Genomic DNA, 23947 nt, shown 5'->3' with positions numbered 1-23947 from the left:
CGCAGGATCGGCCGCAACTCCCTTAAGGGGTCGCGCGTTTGATCGGGTGCATGGCGCATATGGGGCGGATCGGCAAATGTTTTTCGGGCTAGTCAAAGGGGACTCGAAGCCACGGCAGCAGGCACAGGCCATCATCAGCGTGCTGGTGGTGGAAGATGAGCCTTTGGTCGCCTTCGACAATGAGCATGTGCTGGAGCAGGCCGGCTACCGCGTTGCCGCGACGGTCGAGGATTATGACCATGCAATCAGCGTCATTGAGCAGGACGAGGTCGATCTGGTGATCGCCGACATCACGCTGCATGGCGACAAGACGGGCATTGATGTGGCGCGACATGCCTATGCAAAGGGGCTGGCGGTGCTGTTCGTGAGCGGGACCTGCCCGGTGGATGCGCATGAGATGGCGGTCGGGTGCCTGGCCAAGCCCTATTTGCCGCGGGATCTGCTGGCTTCGATTGGGGTGATTGAGGCGGTGCTGCGTGGTGGGGACCTGCCGCGCGTGCCGCGTGGGTTGCATTTGTTTGATCGGGTGGGGTGAGGGTGGCGAGGCGCGGATGCGCTTTTGGTTGATGACAGGTTCAACTGGGGAACAGGTCACTAACGACCAGTTGTTGCCGTTTGGATTAATCTCTAACTTGTTCAGAAGCGGAAATTCGTTCAGCCCGAGTGCGGCCTGAGGAGTAGTGTGAATGAGTGTTGGCTGGCAGGACATCGCGTTCCAAATTGAAGCTCCACTCGCTCAGGAAGTTGCGGCGGCGTGGTCATGGCTATTTCCCGAGCAATGGACAACTTTGGTTTGCTCGACGGTGGGCGGCATCTTCTTTCAAACGGCAAACGGATTGGTTCACTGGCTAGACACTGGGACAGGTCTGGTTGAGCAGGTATCGACCAGCAAAGATCAGTTTGAAACCATCCTGCGCTCAAATTTGCAGTTGGTCGAAGAATGGTTTCTACCGGGCTTGATTGAACAACTCCACGATGCAGGAAAGCGTGCTGGCGTGGGGCAATGCTATGCCTTCACTATCTTACCTATTTTCGCGGAAGGTAAGTATGTGCCCGATAATATGTTTGTCGTGCCGGTGAGAGAGCAACTTTTAGGCATGGCAAATATCCATCAGCAGCTAAGCACTGTCCCAGATGGTTCAACCGTTCGCGTCAAGGTCACAGATTGAAAGCTACGTCTACTATGCGCGTTTGTCGTCCTTAAGCCGACAGTCCCCTAACCACCCCATCCAAGGCATTCCCCTCCCGCAGGCGGGAGGGGTTAGGGGTGGGCGCGAGCGTAGCGAGCCTTGCGTGAGCCCATTTGATGAGGCCGGTGTTGCGCTAGCCCACCCCCGACCCCTCCCGCCTGCGGGAGGGGAGATGATAGGAAGGCTCCCAAAGCATCATTTCGGGGAAAGTCGGTGTCTGTGGGTTGCATGGCCTGAGCCGGTCATATGGTCGGGGCGAGTTCTGCTTGTTTCTCCGATGATTGGCCATATGGTGGCGCGATAAGCATTTTGGGGGCGCGCCTTTTTTCATGACTGATATTGCCCGGGGCACCGGAAGCTGGCTGGATGCGGTGAAGCCCTATGTGGAGAAGGCGCCGCTGGCCGCGCTGTTCCTGGGGATTTCATCGGGCTTTCCCTTTACCATGATCGGTGCGAACCTGGCGTCGCGGCTGGCGCAGGATGGGATCGACAAGAAGAGCGTTACGGCATTCAGCCTGGTGCTGCTGGCCTATAATCTCAAATGGTTGTGGGCCTGGGTGATCGAGGGGGTGAAGTTGCCCCTGCTGCATCGATTGGGCCAGCGCGTGTCGTGGATGCTGGTGGCGGGACTGCTGGTGATGGCGGCGGTGGTCAATCTGGCGGTTGTCGATCCGGCTAACGACCTGATGGGGACGGTGCGGGCGGCGATCCTGCTGGGGATTGCGGGGGCGACATTCGACATCATCATCGACGGGTATCGGATCGAGATATTGCGCCCTGAACAATTGGGCGTTGGCGCGGGCATGTCGCAATATGGGTGGCGGATCGGCGCGGCGGCGGCGGGTGCGCTGGCGCTGGTGGTGGCGCAATATTGGGATTGGACGCTGGCCTATCTGGTTTGCGCGCTCTTTGCGCTGCCTGCCATGCTGGCGGCGTTGATCGTTGGCGAGCCTGAACGGCATCGCGAGATTGCTTCCCGGAAGACGGGCGGGGAATTGGTGCAGGCGATCATTGGGCCGTTCGTGGATTTCTTCAAGCGCAAGGGCGCGCTGCTCGTCCTGCTGTTCATCATCGTCCACAAGATTGGCGATACGCTGGCCAACCTGACGTTCCGGCTGCTGTTCAACGATCTGGGGTACAGCAATGAGGAGATCGCGATCTACGATGTGGGCGTGGGTTTCTGGGCATTGCTGGCCGGGATTTTCGTGGGCGGCGTGTTGTATGCGCGGTTGGGATTGAAGCGGTCGGTGCTGATCAGCCTGGTGCTGATGGCGGTGTCGAACTTCAGCTTTGCCCTGCTGGCGGCGACCGGCAAGAGCAATGTGGGCATGGCGGGGGCTATCGGGTTCGAGAATTTTGCTAGCGGGATCGGTGGCGTAGCGGTGGTCGCCTATTTCTCCGCGCTGTGCGACCTGCGTTTCACCGCCGCGCAATATGCGATGATTTCGGCGGCGGCGAGCATTGTCGGGCGGTTTCTCACAGGAACGTCGGCGGGGACCTTGATCGAGCGGTTCGGCTATGTCGATTTCTATCTGCTGACAACCGTGCTGGCGCTGCCGGGCATCATCCTGTTCTGGCTGATGATGCGCAGCGGGCTGGTGGATGCGAGTGTCGGCAGCGCCGCTACAGATGAAGGGATTCAGGCTCCGGCGTAAAGGTCCAGCGGGCGGCCTAGGTCGCTGTGGGCCTGGGAGACGGCTTGCAGGCAGGTGAGGGCGCCTAGCACATCGTCCGTGCCGAGCAGCGAGGCGAGTTGCTCATAGGATGAAGGCGGGTCCTGTAGCGCTGTGCTGATGGAGTGCATGAGCGATGCTTCGTCGGCGGTCATGCGCGCGCAGCAGCAAGGCGCGACGAGTATTCGGCGGGTTGCGCAGCGGGCAAGTTCGAGCATCATGGCGCGCATGAGGACTAGCGGGCGGCGGTAGCTGCGCCCGAACGCGCCGAGCATGGCGTTGGCTGCGTGGGCATCATCGACCCCGGCGCTGGCCATTCGTCGCATCGCGTAGAGGAACAGCCTGTTGCCGTAGCCGGCAGGCATTGCGCCGGGCAGGTCTAGGGGGGTGATCTCTCCACTGGGCATATGCGAGCACCTTTTATCCGTTGGGTTACGGAGGACAGGTTACGCTATTGCGAGTCAATCGCAAGTGTATTCAGTCGGGATATTGCTCGTTCAGGCGCAAAATTTCGCCTGCGAGATAGAGCGACCCGGCGATGAACAGGAGTGGGGCTTCGGTTTTGGATGACGCCGCGACGGCTTTGATAGCGGCGGCGGGATCTGCATGCGCTGTGCAGTCGATGCCCCAGCGCTCCGCGATGGCGGCGAAGCGGCTGGCGGGATGATGCTCGTGACCGGGGACGGGCAGCGCGTGAATGTGGGCTATGCGTCCGGCGAAGGGGGCGAGGAAGGCATCCACTTCCTTGTTGGCGAGCATGCCGATGATGAGGTGCAGTTTGCGTCCGGCGAGGCGATCTGAGGTGAAGAAGGCGCTGATGGCTTCTCCGGCTCCGGCGTTGTGGCCGCCGTCTAGCCAGGCTTCGCTTTCGGCGGCGAGGGGGGCGAGCAGGGGGCCGTGGTCCAGGCGTTGGAGCCGGGCGGGCCAGTGCGCCCAGAGGGGGGCCGCTTTGAGCGCGGCTTCACTGACGGGCAGGGCGGTTTGATGGCGCAGCATGGCGAAGGCCAGCGCGGCGTTCTGGACCTGATGCGCGCCGGGGAGGCGGGGGAGCGGGGTTTCGATGCGGCCTTGTTCGTCGCGATAGTGCAAGCGGTCACGGTAGCTGGCTGCGTCCCAGCTTTGGCCCATGGGGAGCCAATTGGTGCGGGCGCGGCTCGCGGCTTCGCGCATCGCGGGGGCGAGTGATTCGGGATAGCGCTGAGTTACCAGGGCAGCGCCGGGCTTGGCGATGCCCGCCTTCTCCGCCGCGATGTCGCGCAGCGTGTTGCCGAGGAAAGCCTGATGATCGATCCCGAGCTGGGCGATGCCGCAGACGGCGGGGTTTTCGATGATGTTGGTAGCGTCGAGACGGCCGCCCAGTCCTACTTCGAGGATACAGGCGTCTGCGGGATGCTCGGCGAAGGCCAGGAAGGCGGCGGCGGTGGTGACTTCGAAGAAGCTGGCGCCGATGCCTTCGGCCACGTCCAGGACGCGGGAGAGATAGTGGGCGAGCGCTTCGTCGCTGATCAGCTGGCCGTTGAGGCGGATGCGTTCGTTGAAGCGGACGAGGTGGGGCGAGGTGAAGACGTGGACGCTCCGGCCGTCCGCTTCAAGCGCGGCGCGCAGGAAGGCGCAGGTCGAGCCTTTGCCGTTGGTGCCTGCGACATGGAAGACGGGCGGCAGCGCGCGGTGCGGATTGCTCAAGCGGTCGAGCAGGCTGGTGATACGTTCGAGACCCAATATGTCCGCGCCCGGGGACAGCGTGGCGAGGCGGTCCAGCTGCGATTGGACCGCCGGGTCGTCCGAAATGGCGTGGTCGGGCATGGCCCTATGTTCCTCGCGCGATCGCGTCAGGCAGCGGCGCGAGGGGCTAGATAGCCGATCACCCGCGCCAGCGTGTCGCGCAGTTCGCTGCGGTGGACGACCATGTCGAGCATGCCATGTTCCAGCAGATATTCGGCGCGCTGGAATCCGTCAGGCAGCTTTTCGCGGATCGTGCTTTCGATGACGCGCTGGCCTGCAAAACCGATGAGAGCGTTGGGTTCGGCGATCTGGACGTCGCCCAGCATGGCGTAGCTTGCGGTGACGCCGCCGGTCGTCGGATCAGTGAGAACGACGATATAGGGTAGGCCCGCCGCGTGCAGCTTCTGGATCGCGACGGTCGAGCGCGGCATCTGCATGAGGGACAATATGCCCTCCTGCATGCGTGCGCCGCCTGCTGCGGTGAAGATGACATAGGGGCATTTGTGGCCGATGGCTTCGTTGATGCCTTGGATGAAGGCCGCGCCGACGCCCATGCCCATGGAACCACCCATGAAGGCAAAATTCTGCACGCCCATGACCAGCGGCACATCGTCGATCGCGCCGCGTGCGTTGATGAGGGCGTCTTGGTCTCCCGTCTGGGCGCGGGCAGCCTTGATGCGATCAGGATAGCGCTTGGAATCGCGGAATTTGAGGGGGTCTTCCTGCACCGGCGGGGTGGGTAGCAGGATGAAGCCTGCGTCGAGGATCTGCTCGAACCGTTCAGACGGGCCGATGCGGCCGTGATGGTCGCAGCGCGGGCAGACGGAGAGATTATCCTCCCACTCCTTGATGAAAATCATCTCGGTGCAGGACGGGCATTTGTGCCACAGCGTCTCGGCGGTGGTTTCCTTCTTTGCGAGGAAGGGAACGGCCTTGCGGACGCGATTGATCCAGCTCATGCGGCGGTCTCCCGGAAATGGGGGCTGTTGGCTTTGAGGGCGCCGCTCAATGTGGCGACGAACTCCTGAACGAAGGGCGCGGCGGCATCGCCGTGCGAGCCGACGATGTCGACAATGGCTGACCCGACGACGACGCCGTCAGCAACGCGGCCGATGGCGGCTGCCTGCTCGGCGGAGCGGACGCCAAAACCGACTGCGATGGGGAGGTCGGTTGCGGCTTTCAGCTTCTCGACGGCCTGCTCGACGGCTGTTTGGGCCGCTTGCTGCTTGCCGGTCACGCCTGCGACGGCGACATGGTAGAGGAAGCCGCTGGCGCCATCGAGCACGGCGGGCAGGCGGGCGGCGTCGGTGGTTGGCGTGGCAAGGCGGATCAGGTGAACGCCTGCCGCGCGCAGGGCCGGGCCGATCTCCGCGTCCTCTTCAGGCGGGACATCGACGCAGATCACGCCATCGACGCCTGCTTCGCGGCACTGCTGCGCAAACCATTCCGAGCCGCGGATCAGCATGGGATTGGCATAGCCCATGAGGATCAGCGGTATATGCGGGTGGCGGGCGCGGAAGGTGGTCGCGAGGTGGAAAATGTCCTTCGTCTTCGTGCCCGAGCCGAGGCTGCGCAGATTGGCGAGTTCGATCGCGGGACCGTCCGCCATCGGATCAGTGAAGGGCATGCCGAGTTCGATGATGTCCGCGCCGCCCGCAACGAGGGCATCGAGGATCACCGGGGTGGCGGCTACGGTCGGGTCGCCTGCGGTCACGAAGGTGATGAGGGCGGCGCGGCCTGCTTCCTTGCAGGCGGTGAAGCGGGTGGCGAGGCGGTCAGTCATTTCCAAAAACACCCGTTCGGGTTGTCCGAACGAGCCACTTGTCTCGTTCGAACGTCGAAGCCCGATCCTTCTTTGAAGAAAAGTGGAGCCCTTCGACAAGCTCAGGGCGAACGGAGGAGGGGATGGCTCGTTGGGAGAGGCTGCTCACATCTCCACTCCCAGCGCGTCGGCGACGGTGAAGATGTCTTTATCGCCCCGTCCTGAGAGGTTGACGATTATGATCTGGTCCGCGTCCATCGTGGGCGCGACCTTTTCTGCGCTGGCGATGGCGTGGGCGGACTCCAGTGCCGGGATGATGCCTTCGAGAGCGGCGAGCTTCTGGAAGCTGGCCAGCGCTTCGTCATCCGTGATCGGCATATACTGGACGCGGCCGATCTCGTGCAGCCAGCTATGTTCAGGGCCGATGCCCGGATAGTCGAGGCCTGCCGAAATGCTGTGCGCTTCGGTGATCTGGCCGTCTTCGTCCTGAAGCAGATAGGTGCGGTTGCCGTGCAGGATGCCCGAAGCGCCGCCTGCGAGGGACGCGGCATGTTTGCCGGTGAGGCCTTCGCCTGCTGCTTCCACGCCGATCATCTTGACTTCCACATCATCGAGCAAAGGATGGAAGAGGCCGATCGCGTTCGAGCCGCCGCCGACCGGAGCAATCAGCATGTCTGGCAGGCGGCCTTCGATTTCGAGAATCTGCTCGCGCGCTTCGCGGCCGATCACCGACTGGAAGTCGCGGACCAGTTCCGGATAGGGGTGCGGGCCTGCCGCCGTGCCGATGATATAGAAGGTGTCGTGAACGTTTGAGACCCAGTGGCGAAGGGCGTCGTTCATCGCGTCCTTGAGCGTCTGTGATCCGGAGACGACGGGGATGACTTCCGCGCCCAGCAGCTTCATGCGGAAGACGTTGGGCTTTTGCCGCTCGACATCCTTCGCGCCCATGAAAATCTTGCATTCCATGCCGAACAGCGCGGCAACGGTGGCGGTGGCAACGCCATGCTGGCCCGCGCCGGTTTCGGCGATGACCTTCTTCTTGCCCATGCGGCGGGCGAGCAGCGCCTGGCCGATGCAATTGTTTATCTTATGCGCGCCGGTGTGGTTGAGTTCCTCGCGCTTCAGATAGATTTTCGCGCCTTTACCCTCCGGGGCTTCCGCCCGCAGCGCTTCGGTCAGGCGGCTGGCATAGTAAAGCGGGTTGGGACGGCCGACATAGGAGCGCAGCAGTTCCTCAAACTCTTCCTCGAAAGCGGGGTCCTGCCTCGCTTCCTTATAGACCTTCTCCAGCTCCAGGATGAGCGGCATCAGCGTTTCCGCGACGTAGCGACCGCCAAAGGAGCCGAAATGGCCGGAGGCATCCGGTTGCGAGCGGAGGGAATTGTTGATGGTCATGATTGCTGTGCCGCTTTGCAGAAGGCCATGATCTTGTCCACACTCTTGATGCCCGGCGCGCTTTCTACGCCGGAAGAAACGTCAATCATCGGAGCGCCAGTGATGCGGATCGCTTCGGCGACATTGTCGATGCCGAGACCTCCGGAAAGGCCCCAGGGCATGGATATGGGGACGCCGCGCAGCAGGGTCCAGTCGAAGCGTAGGCCCATGCCGCCCGGGAGCGCTGCGCCGTCAGGCGTCTTCGCGTCGAAGAGGAGGAGGTCGGCCGCGCCGGTATAGGCTTTTGCAGCGTCGATGTCGGCGCGGGTTTTTACGGAAATGGCTTTCCAGACGGGAAGGTTGAAGCGCTTAGCGATAGCGGCGGTGCGCTCGGGGCTTTCCTTGCCATGAAGTTGCAGGGCGGTGAGGGCGTTTGTTGCCGTGAGTTCGGCTAGGGTTTCGTCGGTGGGGTCGACTAGGACGGCGACGCGCTCGATATGGGCGGGGACTGTTGCGGCGAGGGCGCGCAGTTGGTCCGCTTCGACATGGCGTGGGCTTTTAGCGAAATGGACGAAGCCGAGATGGGTCGCGCCTGCGCGGATAGCTGCGCCGACAGTGTCGGGTGTGGAAAGCCCGCAGATCTTGATGGCGAGTCGGGACATTTGGGGGCTTTAGCGGGTGAGGTCACCGAGAACCATATGCTCCGTGCTACTCAAGGCGTCGTCAAATCCATGTCATGCAGGGCGAGCCATTGGTCCGCATGGTCGATGCAGGCTTTGCCCAGGAAGGCGTCGACCTGATCCAGCAGATCGGTTTCGTCCATGACCAGCGGATCAAGTGGCGGGTGCCAATCGAGATGGAAATGAGCGCCCTTGGTCCTTGCCAAGGTGAAAGGCAGGAAGCGGGCGTTGCTGCGCCGGGCGAGGCGTAGGGCGATGGAAAGATTTCCCGACGGTTCCACATCTCTGCCGAAGCGCGGGAACCAGACCTGTCGATCCCTCCGTTCGTCCACCAGGATGTAGAGCATCGCCCTGTCCTTTTCCGCAAGGTGACGCAGGATCGATCGGGCGGCGCCGCTGCCGGTGATGGCTTCCCCCATATAGCTTTCCCGTGCCCGCTTCAGCATCTTGGCCTGAGCAAGGTCGGAAGGAGGGGCGTAGACGCCGAGGCCGGGGCGATCGGTTGACGCTTTCAAATGAGCGGCGAGCAAATCCCAGTTGCCGATATGGGTGGTCAGAAAGATCATGGGGCGGGGCGAGGCCAGCGCTTCCCGATAGGCTGGTTCGTTCGTGATGCTGACATGACGGTTGTTCACGAGGCGATCGACATTGGCGAGTTCGGCCATGGTGCGGCCGAGGTTGATCCAGCGGCGGGTGAGCATGGCCTCGCGAGTGGCTTCGTCCAGGTCCGGGCGCAGCATGGCGAGGTTGGCGCGGGCGCGCTGGTCCCGCAGCTTCATGGTCCTGCGTGCGACGTTCGCCGACAGCCAGCCACCCAGCCATGAGGCGGCGGATGCGGGGAGCAGGCGCAGGAGGGTGAAGAGAAAAGGGTTGGAGAGCATCTTGCCAAGCGTCATACAGCAGCGGTCGGGGCGGTAAAGGGCTTGGATTTACGATGGGTTGGGCCTTTTGGGCATGGGTGGTGCTGCAGGGGCTGACGCTGCTGGGGGTGCTGAACTATTGGCGGCATCTGCCCGTGGACCGGCAGGAGGAAGCGCCTGAGGGCGTGGTCGTGCTGTTGTCGGTGCGGAATGATTGGGATGGCGGGGCGGAATTGATCGCCCGGTTGAAGGCGCAGACGGCGCGGTTTCGATTGGTGATTGCTTCGAGTGGCGGGTCTGCGGCGGCTGAGGCTTTGGCGGCGCGCGAGGGGGATTGGGTGCAGATCGTCCGCGCGGGTGTCGCGGTGGATGAAGGGCAGAAGGTTCATAAATTGCGGGCGGCTTTGCGGGCTTTGCGGCCGGATGATCGCTATCTGGTGTTCGTGGACGCGGATATTGAGCCGCCGACGCGGCTGGTGGGGCGGTTGCTCTTTCCTCTGGTGCGGGGGAAGGCGGATATTGTGACTGGCTATCGGTTGCTGTTGCCCGAGCGGAGTGCGGTGGCCGCGCTGGTGGGGGCGGTGGAGATGCAGTTGGCGACTTTGCCTCGGGCGGCGAGTGCGACCATGCCCTGGGGCGGGGCGATGGCTTTGACGCGGGGGGTCGCGGAGCGGCTCGATCTCGATGCAGCGCTGGCGGGGCGGTTGTCGGATGACATGGCGATTGGGCTTGCCGGGTGGCGCGCGAAGCTGCGGTTGCGGCCGGTGCGGGATTTGTTGGTGGCTTCACCGTTGGAGGCGCGGGGTGCGATCGGTTTTGGGGTGCGGCAGTATCGACATATCGTGACGAACAGTGCGGGGATGTGGTGGGTCGCTGCGCTGGTGGTCGGGGTGCAGGCTTTAGGCTGGGTTTGGGCTTTGGGTTGGGGTGGTTTGGGAGCTGTGGCTGTGGGCTATGGCGCGGCTGTCGGGCGGGCGCTGGTGCGGCGGCGGATTTTGGGGCGCGTGCTGGAGCCGGGGCAGGTGCTTGCCGCGAGGCGGTCGCTCTGGTGGGATGTGCTGGCGCCGTTTGCGGTGTGCTGGGTGCATTGGGGCATGCAGACGGCAGCGGTTTGTTCGCGGCGGATCAGGTGGGGCGAGTTTGATTACTGGGTGAGAGGCGGGAAGGTCGTGCGGATGGGGAGGGCAGGATAAATGCGTCGAACGGCAAATATCACCCAACTCGAGAGTCCGGAGCTATGCAAAGTTTTTCATGATATTTTCATCTGTTTAGAAGCCATCAGCGGCTATGCGACTATGCTGATCGACGGTGCTGTCCGCTTTGCTCCCGGCGATTACGTTTGCGTCGAGAGCCGCCGTGGGCATTTCCAAATTCGATTGCCACTGCACGGCCCCGTCGCAGCAGCGTTAGCTGGCCAGCGCCCCCACTCGATGCAAATTGAAATCGAGCCTAGAATTGAAACGAGGCAATATGCTTGCACTACAGACGGACTGCAGCAGGCGATCGACGGCGTCTTGTTCGCTAATTTTCTACGCTACTACGTAACAGGGGCCACGGCATTAGCTGAAGCGCTGGGTTCCGATTGGCGATGGGGGAAACATTGGCGCTTCGCGTGGGTCTTAAGAAATGCGTTAGCGCATGATGGACGGCTTGCCTTTAGAAACGCTCAAAAGAATGCCGTTGAATGGGATGGCTTGCGCTATGACGCATCGGACAACGAGCTTCCCGTTTTTGAAAGGGATATCGGAGCCGCCGATCTCATTTTGCTCATGATCGACATGGATATCGAACTGCGGCGCAGCCAAATATAGTGTCCTAAATGGCTGATCGTGCATTTGCTTGTTGCGTCGGCCATCGGAGCTTAGTTGCGACTGGAATTAAAACCCCGCCGGAAATAAATGCTTCCCCTGTTCATCCAGCCGCAGCACGACCTTCCCCGCAACCGCACTCAGCGGCAGTTCGCCATAAAGGTGCGGAAACAGCGCGCCGCCGCGTGACTTTTCCCATTTCAGCGTCTCGCCGAAGGGAGCGAGGTCGATCATTAGCATTACCAGATTGTCCTGGCCTGCGAAATGTTTGGCGGCCGTCTCCGCCGCCTGTTCGCGGGTGGACATGTGGATGTAGCCGTCAGCAAGATCGACGGGCGCGCCTTTGAACACGCCGTCGGTCTTTAGCTGGTCATACTGATCCTTGGTCAGGATCTTGTAGGCGAAGAGGTCGGTCACTCCTCGGTGAGGTCCGGGTCGGATTCGGGGCTTACTTCGGGGGAGGTTTCGAGGCCTGCGGGGGTGCTGACTTCGGTTTCCTCGTCGCTTTCCTCTATCTTCGCGGCGCTGACGACATGTTCGTCATCCGACACGTTGAATAGGCGCACGCCTGCCGAGTTGCGGCCGATGACGCGCAGGGTGTCGAGGCCCATGCGGATCAGCTTTGCCTGATCGGTGACGAGCATCAGATGATCGCCGTGGCGCGCAGGGAAGCTGGCGACAACCGGGCCGTTGCGGCCGATATTGTCGATGTTGGTGATGCCCTGACCACCACGGCCGGTGCGGCGATAGTCGTAGGCCGAGGACAGCTTGCCATAGCCGTTGGAGCAGACGGTGAGGATGAACTGCTCCTTCGCCTGTAGATCGCCGAAGCGCTCCTCGCTCATCTGCGGCGAGCCTTCCTTTTCGGGCTTCCAGGGGGCGAAGCGGAGATAATCGTCGCGTTCCTCCTGATTGGCGCCGGAGCGGTGGAGGATGGAGAGCGAGATGACCTCGTCGTCCTTCTTGAGCGTCATGCCGCGCACGCCCGTTGACGTGCGGCTCTGGAATTCGCGCACGTCGGTCGCCTTGAAGCGGATCGCCTTGCCCTGACGGGTCGCGAGCAACACGTCATCTTCTTCGCTGAGCAGCGCGACGCCGATCAGGCAGTCTTCGCTGCCTTCATCGAAGCGCATCGCGATCTTGCCGTTGCTCGGCACGTTGGCGAAGGCGTCCATGCTGTTGCGGCGCACCGTGCCGTTCGCGGTCGCGAACATGACGTGCAGGTCCTTCCAGCTGTCCTCATCCTCGGGCAGCGGCAGGACGGTCTGGATCGTTTCGCCTGGACCGAGCGGCAGCAGGTTCACCATCGGGCGGCCGCGCGTGGCGGGACCGCCTTCGGGCAGGCGCCAGACCTTCATGCGATAGACCTTGCCGGCCGTGGAGAAGAAGAGGACCGGCGTGTGCGTGGAGGTCACGAACAGTTCGGTGATCGCGTCCTCATCCTTGGTCGCCATGCCGGAGCGGCCCTTGCCGCCGCGCGCCTGGGCACGGAAGCTTTCGAGCGGGGTGCGTTTGATATAGCCCTGCACGGTGACGGTGACGACCATCTCCTCGCGCTCGATCAGGTCTTCATCCTCGATACCGTCGGCGGCAGCGGTGATTTCCGAGATGCGCGGGGTGGCGAAGTCGCGTTCGATCGTCTCGAACTCTTCGCGCATGACGGCGTAGAGCTTCTGACGGTCGCCGAGGATGGCGAGATATTCGGCGATGGCTGCGGCCAGTTCGGCCAGTTCATTGCCGATTTCGTCGCGGCCGAGCGCGGTCAGGCGATGGAGGCGCAGGTCGAGGATGGCGCGGACCTGAATGTCCGACAGGCGATATGTTTCGCCGCCTGCTTCGGTTTCAATCGCTTCGACCAGCTTGAGGTATGGCGCGATTTCCGCCACCGGCCAGTCGCGGGCCAGCAGGGTTTCGCGTGCCTCGGCGGGACTGGCCGATCCACGGATGATGCGGACGACTTCGTCGAGGTTGGTGACCGCGATGACCAGGCCCAGCAAGATATGCGCGCGATCGCGAGCCTTGTTGAGTTCGTACTTGGTGCGGCGGGTGATGACCTCTTCGCGGAAGCGGACGAACGCCTCGATAATGTCGCGGATGTTGAGCAATTCCGGGCGGCCGCCGCGAATGGCGAGCATGTTGGCCGGGAAGCTCGACTGGGCGGGGGTGTTGCGCCAGAGCTGGTTCAGCACGACTTCGGGTGTGGCGTCGCGCTTCAGGTCCATGACGATGCGAACGCCCAGACGGTTCGATTCGTCGCGAATATCGCTGATGCCCTCGATCCGCTTGTCCTTGGCGGCTTCGGCGATCTTTTCAACGAGGCCGTTCTTGCCGACCTGATAGGGGATGGCGGTCAGCACGATGGAGCGGCGGTCGCCGCGACCTTCCTCGATCACATGGCGCGAGCGCATCATGATGGAACCACGGCCGGTATGATAGGCGTTGCGGGCGCCGGATTGACCAAGGATCAGTGGAGCGGTCGGGAAGTCAGGAGCGGGGACGATCTGGATCAGTTCATCGATCGTGATCGCCGGATTATCGATATAGGCAAGGCAGGCGCGGATGACTTCGCCCAGATTATGCGGCGGAATGTTGGTCGCCATGCCGACCGCGATGCCGCCCGCGCCGTTGACGAGCAGGTTCGGGAAGCGGGCGGGCAGCACCTGCGGCTCGCTCTCCGAAGCGTCGTAGTTCGGCTGGAAATCGACGGTGTCCTTGTCGAGATCCTCCAGCAGGGCGGTCGTGACCTTGGCAAGGCGCGCTTCGGTGTAACGCATGGCCGCTGGCGGATCGGGGTCCATGGAACCGAAGTTCCCCTGACCATCGATCAGCGGCACGCGCATGGACCAGTCCTGCGTCATGCGCGCCAAGGCGTCATAGATCGCGCTGTCGCCGTGCGGGTGATATTTACCGATCACGTCACCGACGATGCGCGCCGACTTGCGATAGGGCTTGTTATGCTGAAAGCCCGATTCATGGGCCGAGAAGAGAATGCGGCGGTGCACCGGCTTCAACCCGTCGCGCACGTCGGGCAGGGCGCGGGCGACGATGACCGACATGGCATAGTCGAGATAGCTGGCCTTCATCTCATCGACGATGGAGATGGGGCTGATGTCCGAAGGGTCGGCGAGGGCAGTCTCGTCGGTCAATGCGATTCTCTTTTTGGATGGAACTGTTTCGTTGCTCATGCACTAGCGGAGCGAAACAAATCTGTCACCCCTCGCGCGCACGCGCGCTCGCGTCAGATCAAGCTGTAAGAAAGGGCTGACAGGCGGAAAACTGCTGCATATACGATGTTCAAACGTCATTCACGCGCCGCCCCCTAAACGGCGCTTAATCAAGCGGCGCCTTTCCCCAAGGCGCAGAGGAGAAGATGATCATGCGTTTTGTATCCCCCGTGGCGCTTGCCTTGGCTCTTGCGGTCACCAGCGGCGCTGTTTGCACGCCCGCGATGGCGGCGAAGAAGGAGGACAAGAAGGGCGGAGCGCCCAAGCTCAATGTCTCGCCCGACGTGATCAAGGCTTTGCAGACGGCGCAGGCAGCGGCGCAGAAGAATGACTTTGCCGCAGCCAAGGCGGCGCTGGCCGATGCAGACAGCAAGGCCAAATCGAACGATGACAAATATCAGATTGGCGCCGTCAAGCTGAATGCCTCCATCGCCGCCAAGGACAGCGCGATGCAGAGCGAGGCGCTGACGCAGATGCTGGACAGCGGCCTTACCCCGGCGGATCAGGTCGGGCAATTCAACGCGGTTGCCGCCGATCAGGCGATGCAGGCGAAGAATTATGATCTGGCGATCCAGCGGGCGCAGGCGGCGGCTCAGGCGGGCTACAAGCCTGAAGCGGTCAACGCCACATTGGCGCAAGCCTATTTCGGGAAGGCAGGGACGGCCAATCCTTCCGCTGAACCCGCTCGCGGCCTCAACCAGAAGGGCCTTGCTTCTCTGAAGGCCGCAGCCGACGCCACCAAGGCGGCGGGCGGTCAGGTGCCAGCCCAATGGTATCAGATCGGCGTGATCCGGGCGGCGGCCGCGCGCCTGCCCGAAGTGACCGAATGGGCGACATTGGCTTATCAGGCGGCACCCAACGGCGAGAATCTTCGCACGCTCATCCGCCTGTTCCAGCAATCCAACCCCAATATCACGACGCGCGAGAATCTGGACGTTCTCCGCTTGATGGCGGCATCGGGCGGCCTGGTGGTGGCAGGCGACTTCCTTGAATATGGTGAAATGGCGTCAAAGACCGGCATCTATGGCGAGGTAAAGTCGGCGATCGATCAGGGCCGCGCCAAGGGAGTGCTGAAGGGTACGGCAGGTGCGGACCTGTACCAGACCACAACGCCGAAGATTGCGGGCGACAAGGCTTCCCTGGCTTCGGCGGAAGCTGATGCCCGCAAGGCTGCCACTGGCAAGATCGCGGCGGCCACTGCGGACGCCTACCTCGGCTATGGCGATTATGCCAAGGCGGCTGCGATGTTCGACCTCGCGAAGCAGAAGGGCGGCGTCGACGCGGACGAAATCAATACGCGCATGGGCATCGCCAAGGCATTGGGTGGCGATGTCGCTTCGGCCAAGGCGGCGTTCCAGTCGGTTCAGGCCGGGACGCGCAAGAAGATCGCCGATCTCTGGCTGGCCTATCTCGCCACCAAGGCTTGATTTGAAACAGGGTGCGCTGATCGGGTGATGGGCGCACCTTCTTTCCTATCATCGACATAACAGGGACCTGCGCCAGATGGCGCACGACAAAAAGGGGACGGCCGACATGATCGCGCTGCGACAATCCATGCTGAAATCAGGCCTTCTTGCGATCACCGCCGTTGCGGCTTTTTCAATACCGGCGGCGGCGAAAAAGGCTTCGGCCAGCGGGCCGGTCATCGTCATGAGCGAAGGGTTTCGTGCAGCGGCTCAAGCAGCCGACAGCGCGATCAAGGCAGGGGACGTCAATACGGCTCAGGCGCAGATCAGCGGCTTGACGCCGACGAGCGATTATGAGGCCTATGCAGCGGCAGGGCTGCGGTTCGAGCTGGCGGTGCTCAAGCAGAATTTCCAAGCGCAGCGGGTTGCGTTGACGGACATGTTCAAAACCAGTTCCGTGCCCAAGAAGGATGCTCCGCGATTACGCTATGTCGCTGGCTACCTGTCTTATGTGGTTGGCAATTATGACGATGCCTTCGCGCAGCTCGATTATGCCAAGACGCTGGGTTATGACGGGATCGACGCGACGATGCTGCGCGCCGACATCTACCTTCGGAAGAACAAAGCCAAGGAAGCGCGCCCCTTCGTGCAGGATGCGCTGGCCCGGCAGCGGGCTTCAGGGCAAGCCATTCCGGCGGCCTGGTATGATCGGGCGATTTCGCTTGCTTATGCGGCCGGGGATTGGGCGGAGGTTGGTTCTCTCTATCGCGAGCGGCTGACCCATTATGGTTCGGCCGGGGAATGGCGGTCGGCGCTTGCCAACTATCTCACGGCGCCCGGCACAGACGCGCAGCCGCAGTTGGACCTGTATCGCTTGCAGGCCGCGAACGGCGCAATGGCGAGTGAACGGGACTATCAGGCATATGCGCAGCTAGCAGAAAAGGCCGGGAACTATGCTGAGGCGAAAGCCATCATCGAAGCGGGACGTTCGGCGGGCAAGCTGACGATGACGCAGGCCGCGACCGCCAGCCTGATGAAGAGCGTTACGCCAAAGGCCGCGAAGCAAATCGCGGCGCTGCCCGCCGCAGCGAGGAAGGCCGCGAGCGCGAAGGATGGATCGGCGGCGTTGGCCGTGGCCGACAGCTATTTTTCGCTCAGCCAGTTCCCGCAGGCGGTCGAGATGTACCGGCTGGCCCTGTCGAAGGGTGGGATCGATCAGGGGCAGGCCAATGCGCGGCTTGGCATAGCTCTCGCGCGTTCGGGCGATCTGGCGGGTGCCAAGACGGCGCTTGCTCAGGTGACTGGCAATTGGGCCAACGTCGCTGGATTCTGGAGCGTTTGGGTTGATCAGCAGAGCCGCAAGACGGCGTTTCAACCAGTGGCGGTTCCGCCTGCGAGCTAAGTGATTGATCCAGGGGCCACCGCGCGACACAGAAGCGCTGCTGGCTTGGTGGCGGCGAGCGATCGCCGCCATTTTGCTGGTCAAAGGGGCAAGGGCACGCCCGGCAGGTTCTTCGCCATGCGGATGGTGAGCGAGGTCTTGACGCTCACCACATTTGGCGCGGGCGTGAGTTTCGAAGTGAGAAACTGCTGAAAGCTTTGGAGGTCTTTGGCCACGACCTTCAGGATGAAGTCGATCTCCCCATTGAGCATGTAGCATTCGCGCACCTCCGGCAGGGTCGCGACATGATCTTCAAAGGCTTTCAGGTCGGCTTCCGCCTGGCTCTTCAGGCTGACCATCGCGAAGACGGTGATGGTGTAGCCCAGCATGGCCGGGTTGACGACGGCGTGATAGGAATTGATGGCGCCGCTTTCCTCAAGCGCGCGGACGCGGCGCAGGCAGGGCGGGGCGGTCAATCCGACCTTTCGAGCCAGTTCCACATTGGTCATCCGGCCGTCCTGCTGCAGCTCGCCCAGGATGTGCATGTCGATGTCATCGATATTTGGGCCAGCCATCCGCTTGCTTATTTCCTTTCTCATTCCTTCCCAACATCATAATAATATTTCAGAGCAATGCAATTGTCCCACTATGCGACGATCCGAAATCGCCACGTCCGCCCCCTTTCCCTAACCGGCGGGAAGGCTTATTCCTGCGGCATGATTTCCTTCCACGATGAAGTTCTGCGCATCGCCGGAAGTCCTCAAGGGGAATAGAGTGCGCTTCAACGATCTGATGCAGACGGTTCTGGCCGCAGAGAATAGAAGCGGCCTGGGCGCGGTGACGCTGTGGCGTCAGTGCGTCGATCTGCTCGCGCAGAATGATCGTGCGGATCGCGGCACTTTGCCGGATGAGGAACGTGCCGCGCTGCTCGATCGGCTTGCGGCGCTGCAATCCCAATTGTCGGAAACGCAGCGGATCGCCACGGTGGTCGAACTGGGCGGGCGCCTTCGTTCGCCTGCGCTGGTGGAATTTTTCGCCAATGATCGTCCGGCGATCGCGGCGGCGGCCATGTCGCGCGCACGGCTGCCGGATGACGCATGGATCGCCCTGCTGCCCCGCCTTACCCCGACCGCGCGCGGCGTGCTGCGCGGGCGGCGAGATTTGGGAGCCGGGACGCAGCAAGCGCTGGAAGCGTTCGGCGCGACCGATCTGGTACTGACAAGCGACCTGGCGGCGGAGCCAAGCGGGCAGGCGGACGACATGCTGTTGACGCCCGCGATGATGGCGCCTGCCGAGCAGACGCCCCCATTGGCCGAGGCAGAGGAAGCGCCTGTCGAGGAAGCTGCCGATGTTGAGGCGGATGACGTTCCGGTGGGCGATGATCAGATCCGGAATCTTGTGGACCGGATCGAACGCTTCACCAGTGCGCGGCGGGTGCCCGACGTGGTCGTTCCGCGGGCTGACACCGGGCAGGCGGAGGCCGTCAACGCCTTCGCGTTCGAGACCGACGCCACGGGCATGATCATCTGGGTCGATCAGGGGCCGCGCGCGGCGCTGGTGGGGCTGTCGTTGGGTGAGGTCGCTGTTACTGGCGCGAGTGGGCCGGACGGCAGTGTCGCGGGCGCCTTCATGCGGCGGAGCGGGTTTCAGAATGGGCGCTATACCGTCGTCGGTGGCGCGATGGCCGGGGAATGGCGCCTTTCGGCTACGCCATTTTTTGACCCACGATCAGGCCGTTTCCAGGGCTATCGCGGTCAGGCGCGTCGCCCCTATCTGCATGAAGTCGCCGCCCCGCCACAGGCCGAGCCGGTGTCTGTCGCAGGGCTTTCGGCGGACTCGTTGCGCCAGTTGGTGCATGAGCTGCGTACGCCTTTGAACGCTATTCTGGGCTTTGCCGACATTATCGAGCAGGAGCTGTTCGGGCCGAGCGGGCCGGAATATCGCGAGATGGCAGGAAAGATCGCGCTGGACGCCCGGCATTTGCTGGCGGCGTTCGATGACCTTGACCTGGCCGCCCGCGTATCGCGAGGCGAAGGGGCGGAGGCGCCGAGCGCCGTCGATCCGGCGCTGTTGATCGCACAGGTTTCCGCCCGGTTCCGCGAGCAGGGCGAAGGCAATGGCGCGCAGATCGATATCAATCTGGCGCGGGCGCTGCCGATGGTGCGGATAGACCCGGTGCAGGGTGAACGCATGGTGCAGCATCTGATGCGGACGGTCGTTTCCGTTGCGGCGCCGGGTGAAGCGCTGAGCGGGGCCTGCTGGTTCCAGCCGGATGGCGGGCATGGCTGCGTCATGCTGGCGGTCGACAGGCCCGCAAGCCTGGACGGGATGGAGGATGAGCGCCTGCTTGATCCCGGCTATACGGCCGATGGCGACTGGGCCGACGGGCCGCTGCTGGGCCTTGGCTTTTCACTGCGGCTGATCCGCAGCCTGGCGGCAGGATGCGGCGGCGCGCTGCAGATCGAAGCTGACCGATTCCTGCTTTCTATGCCTGCCATAACTTCGGCCGAGGACGCGGCAGGGAGCCTCTGATCGCCGCGCGAAACCCTATCGCAACCATTGAGGGGCTAGGGGAAAGGGCATGAACGCTTTGCCCCATGACGGCAGTTTACTGCGCGCTCCGATGCCGGACGACATGATCACGCTATCCCCCGATTTCGGGACGCGCTTCATGCTGTTCGTGGATACCGAGGAGGAGTTTGACTGGAACGCGCCATTCAGCCGTGACGCTCATGCCGTAACCGCGCTGGCCGGGATGGCGCGCGGCCAAGCCTATTTTCAGGCGGCCGGAGTGAAACCGATCTACGTCGCCGATTATCCGGTGATCGATAGCGACGCCGCTGCCGGTATGATGGCGCAATGGGTCGCGGACGGGGCGGCCGATGTGGGCGCTCATCTGCATCCCTGGGTCAACCCGCCGCATGTGGAGGAGGTGACGGAGGCGAACAGCTATGTCGGTTTCCTTCCCGAGGTGTTGGAACGCGCCAAGCTGGAAACGCTGTGTCAGCGCATTGCCGAGCGTTTCGGACGGCGCCCCGTCGCCTACCGCGCGGGGCGTTATGGCGTGGGTCATAATAGCGCGCGATTGTTGGAGCAGGCTGGATTTCGTCTGGATAGCTCCGTGCGAAGCCGGTTTGACTATAGCGGCCAGCATGGACCCGATTTTCGCGGCCTGCCGATCAATCCCTATTGGGCCGGGCCGGAACGATCCCTGGTGGAACTGCCGCTTTCGACCGCCTTCACCGGGCTGCTGCGGCGTGGGGGCGGGCGGCTTTATGAGAATTTGCGGCAAGTCAGCCCCCTGGCATCGGGATTGGCGAGAACGGGCATGTTCAGCCGCATTCCATTGACGCCGGAAGGCGTGCCGGTGCGCGACGCGACAAGGGCGATCGACGCCTTGATCGAAGAAGGCGCGGCGGTGCTGAACTTCAGTTTTCATTCGCCGACGCTGGAGCCGGGCCACACGCCCTATGTCCGCGATGCGGCAGACCAGGCGGCTTTTTACAGATGGTGGGACACGGTTCTGGATCACCTTGCGCGGCGGAATGTCCGTGCCGCGTCGCTAGATCAATTATTGGCAGCAGTGCCGGTGCCGAGACAGGCTTGCCAAGCGGCGTGATGCTGCTTATCCGGTCGGGCAGGTGGGGCCTGTAGCTCAACGGTTAGAGCTGGCCGCTCATAACGGCTAGGTTGCGGGTTCGAGTCCTGCCGGGCCCACCATTACCTCCTTTCCCGCTATGCTGGTCCGAATGGGGCCGGAACATCGGCGCCCACTCATCCATTTTCAGCCCTTGGGGTAGAGGGAGGGAGGCGAATGATCATGGGCAAGGGTATATTGCTGTGGCTGATCGGCATTCCGATTCCGGTGATTATAATATTGTGGCTGCTGTTCCGGTGATGCCGATTGACGGGACGCGTTCTTCGCCGCTAAGGCGCCTTACGTCGGGGAGTAGCGCAGCCTGGTAGCGCATCTGCTTTGGGAGCAGAGGGTCGCAGGTTCGAATCCTGTCTCCCCGACCACTTTTATGAAATCGGCTATTTTCAAGGTTTGCAATCGGAACTTGATTGTAGGGCAGCTTTGTATGTCGGCGCCCCTATCCATGGAGCGCTCGACTTGCGTTAAGTCACCTTCTACTCACCCTCCCCATTTGAACTTCAGGTGTCTTTAAGTCGCCCTTTCCCCAGCGCCGTTTTTCCGTTCATCACGACGCCTCTGCGCGGCTTGTATCCGGGCGGGCAGCGTGAACAGCCGCTCAAGTAGAGCGAAGGCGAAATCGTAAATGTCTTCCGCATCATGTTCGTTGAGGATGCCCTCGTGAGCGCCATCATCGCCGTTGTCCTTCACGGCGCGGGAGAGGTCACGCATATCCTCAGGCAGCTTCGAGTTATCAAACAGCCATCTCAGACGCGGAGCGAGGTTGCGCCTCTCATGCCTAGAAGGCCCGTTTTCACTGTCAACTGCGGGCAATAAATTCTTTGTTGCGAGGTCCAGGCACAAGCGGAACATCGCCCCTGCGGCGTTAGGGCAATGCACCGCTAAACATGCGGTGCCCTCCTTAAAAGCCGCTTCGATGTCAGCCGGGACATCATCGGGGCAGGGTTTCGCGTTCACCGATGCCCAGTTCAGGAAGCCCGCTGAGTTAAAACGAGGCTCCAAGTCCCCTGCGGTTTTTGTTATTGTGCCTGTCTCTCTGAAATAGGACTTATCGACAGGACTGGCCAGCTTGATGTGCAGCAAAGACGGGCGTTTGCACCGTCGACAAACAACACAAACCTCAAAATGGCTTAACCAATCATACTCGATGCCTATCAGTACATCCGCCACAGCATCGAACGTCATCGCGTTGGCTCCGCAGCGAGGGCAATCTTGGACGATAGTAGGCATATTTTACCGGCTCCTGATTTGATCTTCCGATAAACCGGATTTTTGACCAGTCCAATCTTTCTGAGCAGCTCGATAGCCCTGTAGCTTCTAGAGGAAGCTGCGCATTTACATATTAATCTATCTGCTTCGCCCATAGAAAAAGGGCGGACCGTTAGACGGCCCGCCCTCTTAAAAATCTTGCTGACGCGAAGATTATTCGGCGTTTGCAGCGTTCGAAGCAGCGTTCGCAGCGTTGTCAGCGGCATTCGCAGCGTTGTCGGCTGCGTTAGCAGCGTTCTCGACAACGTTTTCGACGACAGCGTTCGAAGCGTTCGCGGTCTCGTTGGCCGGCTTCTCACCGCAAGCGGCGAGGGCCATCAGGCCGGCCGAAGCGAAAACAACAGCGATCTTCTTCATTGTGTACGGCTCCCATAGCATATTGCCGCGTCGGCATATTTGTAACACGCCCGACGCGAGCGACCCGCATTAACGTGTGCGCTGCACAAATCAATGCTTTTCTGCGTCGGTGAAGCGACGGAATCACGCGACGGAGTGTTGTCTACTACAAAAGTTCACTTAACCGCCAGTGATTCTGCCGCATCGGCGATTGCAAAAAGCGTAACCGCCCAGGCGCTGACATTTTGTTGCAGTTGAGCGCGATCGACCTTGTCTAACGTGTCGTCGGCGGTGTGGTGAATGTCGAAATAGCGGGTGCCGTCCTGCTGCAAATCGATGACCGGGACGCCTGCTGTGACCAGCGGTTCAATGTCCGATCCGCCGCCTGCCGCCAGACGACTGGGCGCGATCCCGAGGAGGGAGAGCATGCTGGCAATTCGATCCGAAAGCGCCTCATGTCCTGCGGGTAGTTTGAAATCGACGCGCCAGACCCGGTCTGCGCCGAAGTCGGACTCCATGACCACGGCGTGCCGTTCTCCGCCATGTGCCGTGAAATAAGCGCGGCCGCCGTCGCCGCCCACTTCCTCTGCCCCCGCCATCAATATGCGGATCGTTCGACGGAGCGGGCCAGCCTTTGCGGCATGAAGCGCAGCGGCGGTGATGATCCCGCACCCGGAGGCGTCGTCTATCGCTCCCGTGCCCTGATCCCAGCTGTCGATATGACAGGCAGCAAGGATGATCCCGGCCGCCGGGTCCGTGCCCGGCAGTTCGGCAATGACATTGCCCGATGGCTGGCCCTTCAGCATTTTGGATGTGAGGGTGAGGCGCAGGCGAACCGGCCGCCCTCTGGCGAGGATGCGCGTCAGTTGGTCGGCGTCCACGGTGCTGAGCGCGGCTGCGGGGATCGGCTTCACGCCATCGGCCCACATCTGGACGCCGCTATGGGGCAGGCGGTGGTTGTCCGTGCCGATCGACCGTATCACGATGGCCGCTGCGCCCTTTTTCGCTGCAATGCTTGGCCCCTGACGCCGTGTGGCGCCGAAATGGCTGTAGGAACTGCCATCCTGCGTTGCCGCCATGGCGTGGCTGACGAAGGCAATCTTGCCTTTCAGACTGCCTTCGGGTGCTGCTTGCAGGTCTGAAAGGGTGGGGAAATATATGACTTCGCCTTCGATGCCATTGGCAGAAGTGGACGCGCTATTTCCCAGCGCCGCCAGCGCCAGGTTCTGCGGGAAGGGGGAGAGGATGCGCGCCTCGTCATGGCCGCGGACCCAGACTGGCATCTTATAGGGTTCGGATCGCACATTCGAGAAGCCGAGCGCCTTGAGCTTCGCCACGGCCCACTCGCGCGCTCGTGCTTCCTGAGATGTCCCGGCGGGGCGGGGGCCGACTTCCGTCGTCAGCCCTTCGGTGAAGTCCCAGGCTATGTTGTCCTGCAACGCTGCCTCTCGAATCGCCGTTGTGTCGGCAGGCGCGGCGGCGAGGGGAAGGGGGGAGGCGATGCTGCCGAGAAGGAGCGCGGCGAAGGTGCCCGATCGGATTTTCTGCATGGGTGAAGGCTTAGCCAGCCATCCCGCATTTGCCAATGGCGCCGGGCTTCGCTAACT

22 protein-coding genes and 2 tRNA genes are annotated in these 23947 nt (G+C 62.3%); 11 read left to right on the top strand and 13 right to left on the bottom strand.

The window, feature by feature from the left end:
* The first annotated feature begins 76 nt into the window (after positions 1–76).
* The 3 genes from ACZ5U1_RS04715 (at position 77) to ACZ5U1_RS04705 (ending at position 2845) form a co-directional block, all read left to right on the top strand.
* Complete coding sequence (locus tag ACZ5U1_RS04715) at positions 77–535, top strand: response regulator (RefSeq protein WP_464779590.1); 459 nt, start codon at positions 77–79, stop codon at positions 533–535.
* Positions 536–686: 151 nt separating this feature from the next.
* Positions 687–1169 carry a hypothetical protein gene (locus tag ACZ5U1_RS04710; RefSeq protein ID WP_464779589.1) on the top strand — a complete coding sequence of 161 codons (483 nt, stop codon included), beginning with the start codon at positions 687–689 and terminating at the stop codon, positions 1167–1169.
* A 350-nt stretch (positions 1170–1519) separates the two neighbouring features.
* Complete coding sequence (locus ACZ5U1_RS04705) at positions 1520–2845, top strand: AmpG family muropeptide MFS transporter (protein WP_464779588.1); 1326 nt, start codon at positions 1520–1522, stop codon at positions 2843–2845.
* Here the strand turns inward: ACZ5U1_RS04705 and ACZ5U1_RS04700 are convergent.
* The 7 genes from ACZ5U1_RS04700 to ACZ5U1_RS04670 all read right to left on the bottom strand — a co-directional run bounded on the left by ACZ5U1_RS04700 (position 2830) and on the right by ACZ5U1_RS04670 (position 9282).
* Positions 2830–3270: a DUF6628 family protein gene (locus tag ACZ5U1_RS04700; protein WP_464779587.1), complete on the bottom strand. Its 441-nt coding sequence runs from the start codon at positions 3268–3270 to the stop codon at positions 2830–2832. The genes ACZ5U1_RS04705 and ACZ5U1_RS04700 overlap by 16 nt on opposite strands.
* A gap of 70 nt (positions 3271–3340) precedes the next feature.
* Positions 3341–4666, bottom strand: coding sequence for a bifunctional folylpolyglutamate synthase/dihydrofolate synthase (locus ACZ5U1_RS04695; RefSeq protein ID WP_464779586.1), 1326 nt, complete (start codon positions 4664–4666; stop codon positions 3341–3343).
* A gap of 26 nt (positions 4667–4692) precedes the next feature.
* A complete protein-coding gene (gene accD / locus ACZ5U1_RS04690; protein ID WP_464779585.1) occupies positions 4693–5544 on the bottom strand; it encodes an acetyl-CoA carboxylase, carboxyltransferase subunit beta in 852 nt (283 codons plus the stop codon).
* Positions 5541–6368, bottom strand: a complete 828-nt coding sequence (trpA, locus tag ACZ5U1_RS04685; RefSeq protein WP_464779584.1) for a tryptophan synthase subunit alpha — start codon at positions 6366–6368, stop codon at positions 5541–5543. The genes accD and trpA overlap by 4 nt, the downstream gene beginning before the upstream one ends.
* Before the next feature lie 144 nt (positions 6369–6512).
* Positions 6513–7742, bottom strand: coding sequence for a tryptophan synthase subunit beta (gene trpB, locus ACZ5U1_RS04680; protein ID WP_464779583.1), 1230 nt, complete (start codon positions 7740–7742; stop codon positions 6513–6515).
* Entirely contained in the window at positions 7739–8383 is a 645-nt protein-coding gene (locus ACZ5U1_RS04675) for a phosphoribosylanthranilate isomerase (RefSeq protein ID WP_464779582.1), read from the bottom strand. Before ACZ5U1_RS04675 ends, trpB begins: the two co-directional genes overlap by 4 nt.
* Before the next feature lie 50 nt (positions 8384–8433).
* A complete protein-coding gene (locus ACZ5U1_RS04670) occupies positions 8434–9282 on the bottom strand; it encodes a lysophospholipid acyltransferase family protein (RefSeq protein WP_464779962.1) in 849 nt (282 codons plus the stop codon).
* Positions 9283–9335: 53 nt separating this feature from the next.
* Here ACZ5U1_RS04670 and ACZ5U1_RS04665 point away from each other — a divergent pair, with 53 nt between their 5' ends.
* Positions 9336–10454, top strand: coding sequence for a glycosyltransferase (locus ACZ5U1_RS04665; protein ID WP_464779581.1), 1119 nt, complete (start codon positions 9336–9338; stop codon positions 10452–10454).
* On the top strand, positions 10455–11072 hold the full coding sequence (locus ACZ5U1_RS04660; RefSeq protein ID WP_464779580.1) for a hypothetical protein: 618 nt from the start codon (positions 10455–10457) through the stop codon (positions 11070–11072).
* A gap of 66 nt (positions 11073–11138) precedes the next feature.
* Here the strand turns inward: ACZ5U1_RS04660 and ACZ5U1_RS04655 are convergent, their stop codons facing one another.
* Positions 11139–11486, bottom strand: coding sequence for a DUF952 domain-containing protein (locus ACZ5U1_RS04655; RefSeq protein WP_464779579.1), 348 nt, complete (start codon positions 11484–11486; stop codon positions 11139–11141).
* Positions 11483–14215 carry a DNA gyrase subunit A gene (gene gyrA / locus ACZ5U1_RS04650; protein ID WP_464779578.1) on the bottom strand — a complete coding sequence of 911 codons (2733 nt, stop codon included), beginning with the start codon at positions 14213–14215 and terminating at the stop codon, positions 11483–11485. Before gyrA ends, ACZ5U1_RS04655 begins: the two co-directional genes overlap by 4 nt.
* A gap of 224 nt (positions 14216–14439) precedes the next feature.
* Here gyrA and ACZ5U1_RS04645 point away from each other — a divergent pair, with 224 nt between their 5' ends.
* A complete protein-coding gene (locus tag ACZ5U1_RS04645) occupies positions 14440–15720 on the top strand; it encodes a hypothetical protein (protein ID WP_464779577.1) in 1281 nt (426 codons plus the stop codon).
* 127 nt (positions 15721–15847) lie between these two features.
* Entirely contained in the window at positions 15848–17101 is a 1254-nt protein-coding gene (locus ACZ5U1_RS04640; RefSeq protein WP_464779961.1) for a tetratricopeptide repeat protein, read from the top strand.
* 80 nt (positions 17102–17181) lie between these two features.
* Here ACZ5U1_RS04640 and ACZ5U1_RS04635 read toward each other — a convergent pair whose 3' ends face one another.
* Positions 17182–17655, bottom strand: a complete 474-nt coding sequence (locus tag ACZ5U1_RS04635; protein WP_196226518.1) for an Lrp/AsnC family transcriptional regulator — start codon at positions 17653–17655, stop codon at positions 17182–17184.
* 199 nt (positions 17656–17854) lie between these two features.
* Here ACZ5U1_RS04635 and ACZ5U1_RS04630 point away from each other — a divergent pair, with 199 nt between their 5' ends.
* From ACZ5U1_RS04630 to ACZ5U1_RS04615, 4 genes are all read left to right on the top strand, one after another.
* Positions 17855–19612, top strand: a complete 1758-nt coding sequence (locus ACZ5U1_RS04630; protein WP_464779576.1) for a sensor histidine kinase — start codon at positions 17855–17857, stop codon at positions 19610–19612.
* Between the two features lie 49 nt (positions 19613–19661).
* The gene (locus ACZ5U1_RS04625) at positions 19662–20699 is read left to right on the top strand and encodes a polysaccharide deacetylase family protein (RefSeq protein WP_464779575.1); all 1038 of its coding nucleotides are present in this window, start codon (positions 19662–19664) and stop codon (positions 20697–20699) included.
* A gap of 25 nt (positions 20700–20724) precedes the next feature.
* Positions 20725–20800, top strand: a tRNA-Ile gene (locus ACZ5U1_RS04620).
* A gap of 223 nt (positions 20801–21023) precedes the next feature.
* Positions 21024–21100, top strand: a tRNA-Pro gene (locus tag ACZ5U1_RS04615).
* A 145-nt stretch (positions 21101–21245) separates the two neighbouring features.
* On the opposite strand, the gene ACZ5U1_RS04610 is transcribed toward ACZ5U1_RS04615, so the two are convergent.
* From ACZ5U1_RS04610 to ACZ5U1_RS04600, 3 genes are all read right to left on the bottom strand, one after another.
* Positions 21246–21920, bottom strand: coding sequence for a DUF4145 domain-containing protein (locus ACZ5U1_RS04610; RefSeq protein WP_464779574.1), 675 nt, complete (start codon positions 21918–21920; stop codon positions 21246–21248).
* A gap of 237 nt (positions 21921–22157) precedes the next feature.
* Entirely contained in the window at positions 22158–22361 is a 204-nt protein-coding gene (locus tag ACZ5U1_RS04605; protein WP_464779573.1) for a hypothetical protein, read from the bottom strand.
* Positions 22362–22516: 155 nt separating this feature from the next.
* On the bottom strand, positions 22517–23890 hold the full coding sequence (locus ACZ5U1_RS04600; protein ID WP_464779572.1) for a M28 family peptidase: 1374 nt from the start codon (positions 23888–23890) through the stop codon (positions 22517–22519).
* Between the last annotated feature and the right edge of the window lie 57 nt (positions 23891–23947).

The sequence above is a fragment of the Sphingobium sp. TomTYG72 genome (assembly GCF_055394715.1).
The sequence above is the reverse complement of the archived record's forward strand: the minus strand, read 5'-3'. Positions and strand labels throughout refer to the sequence as shown.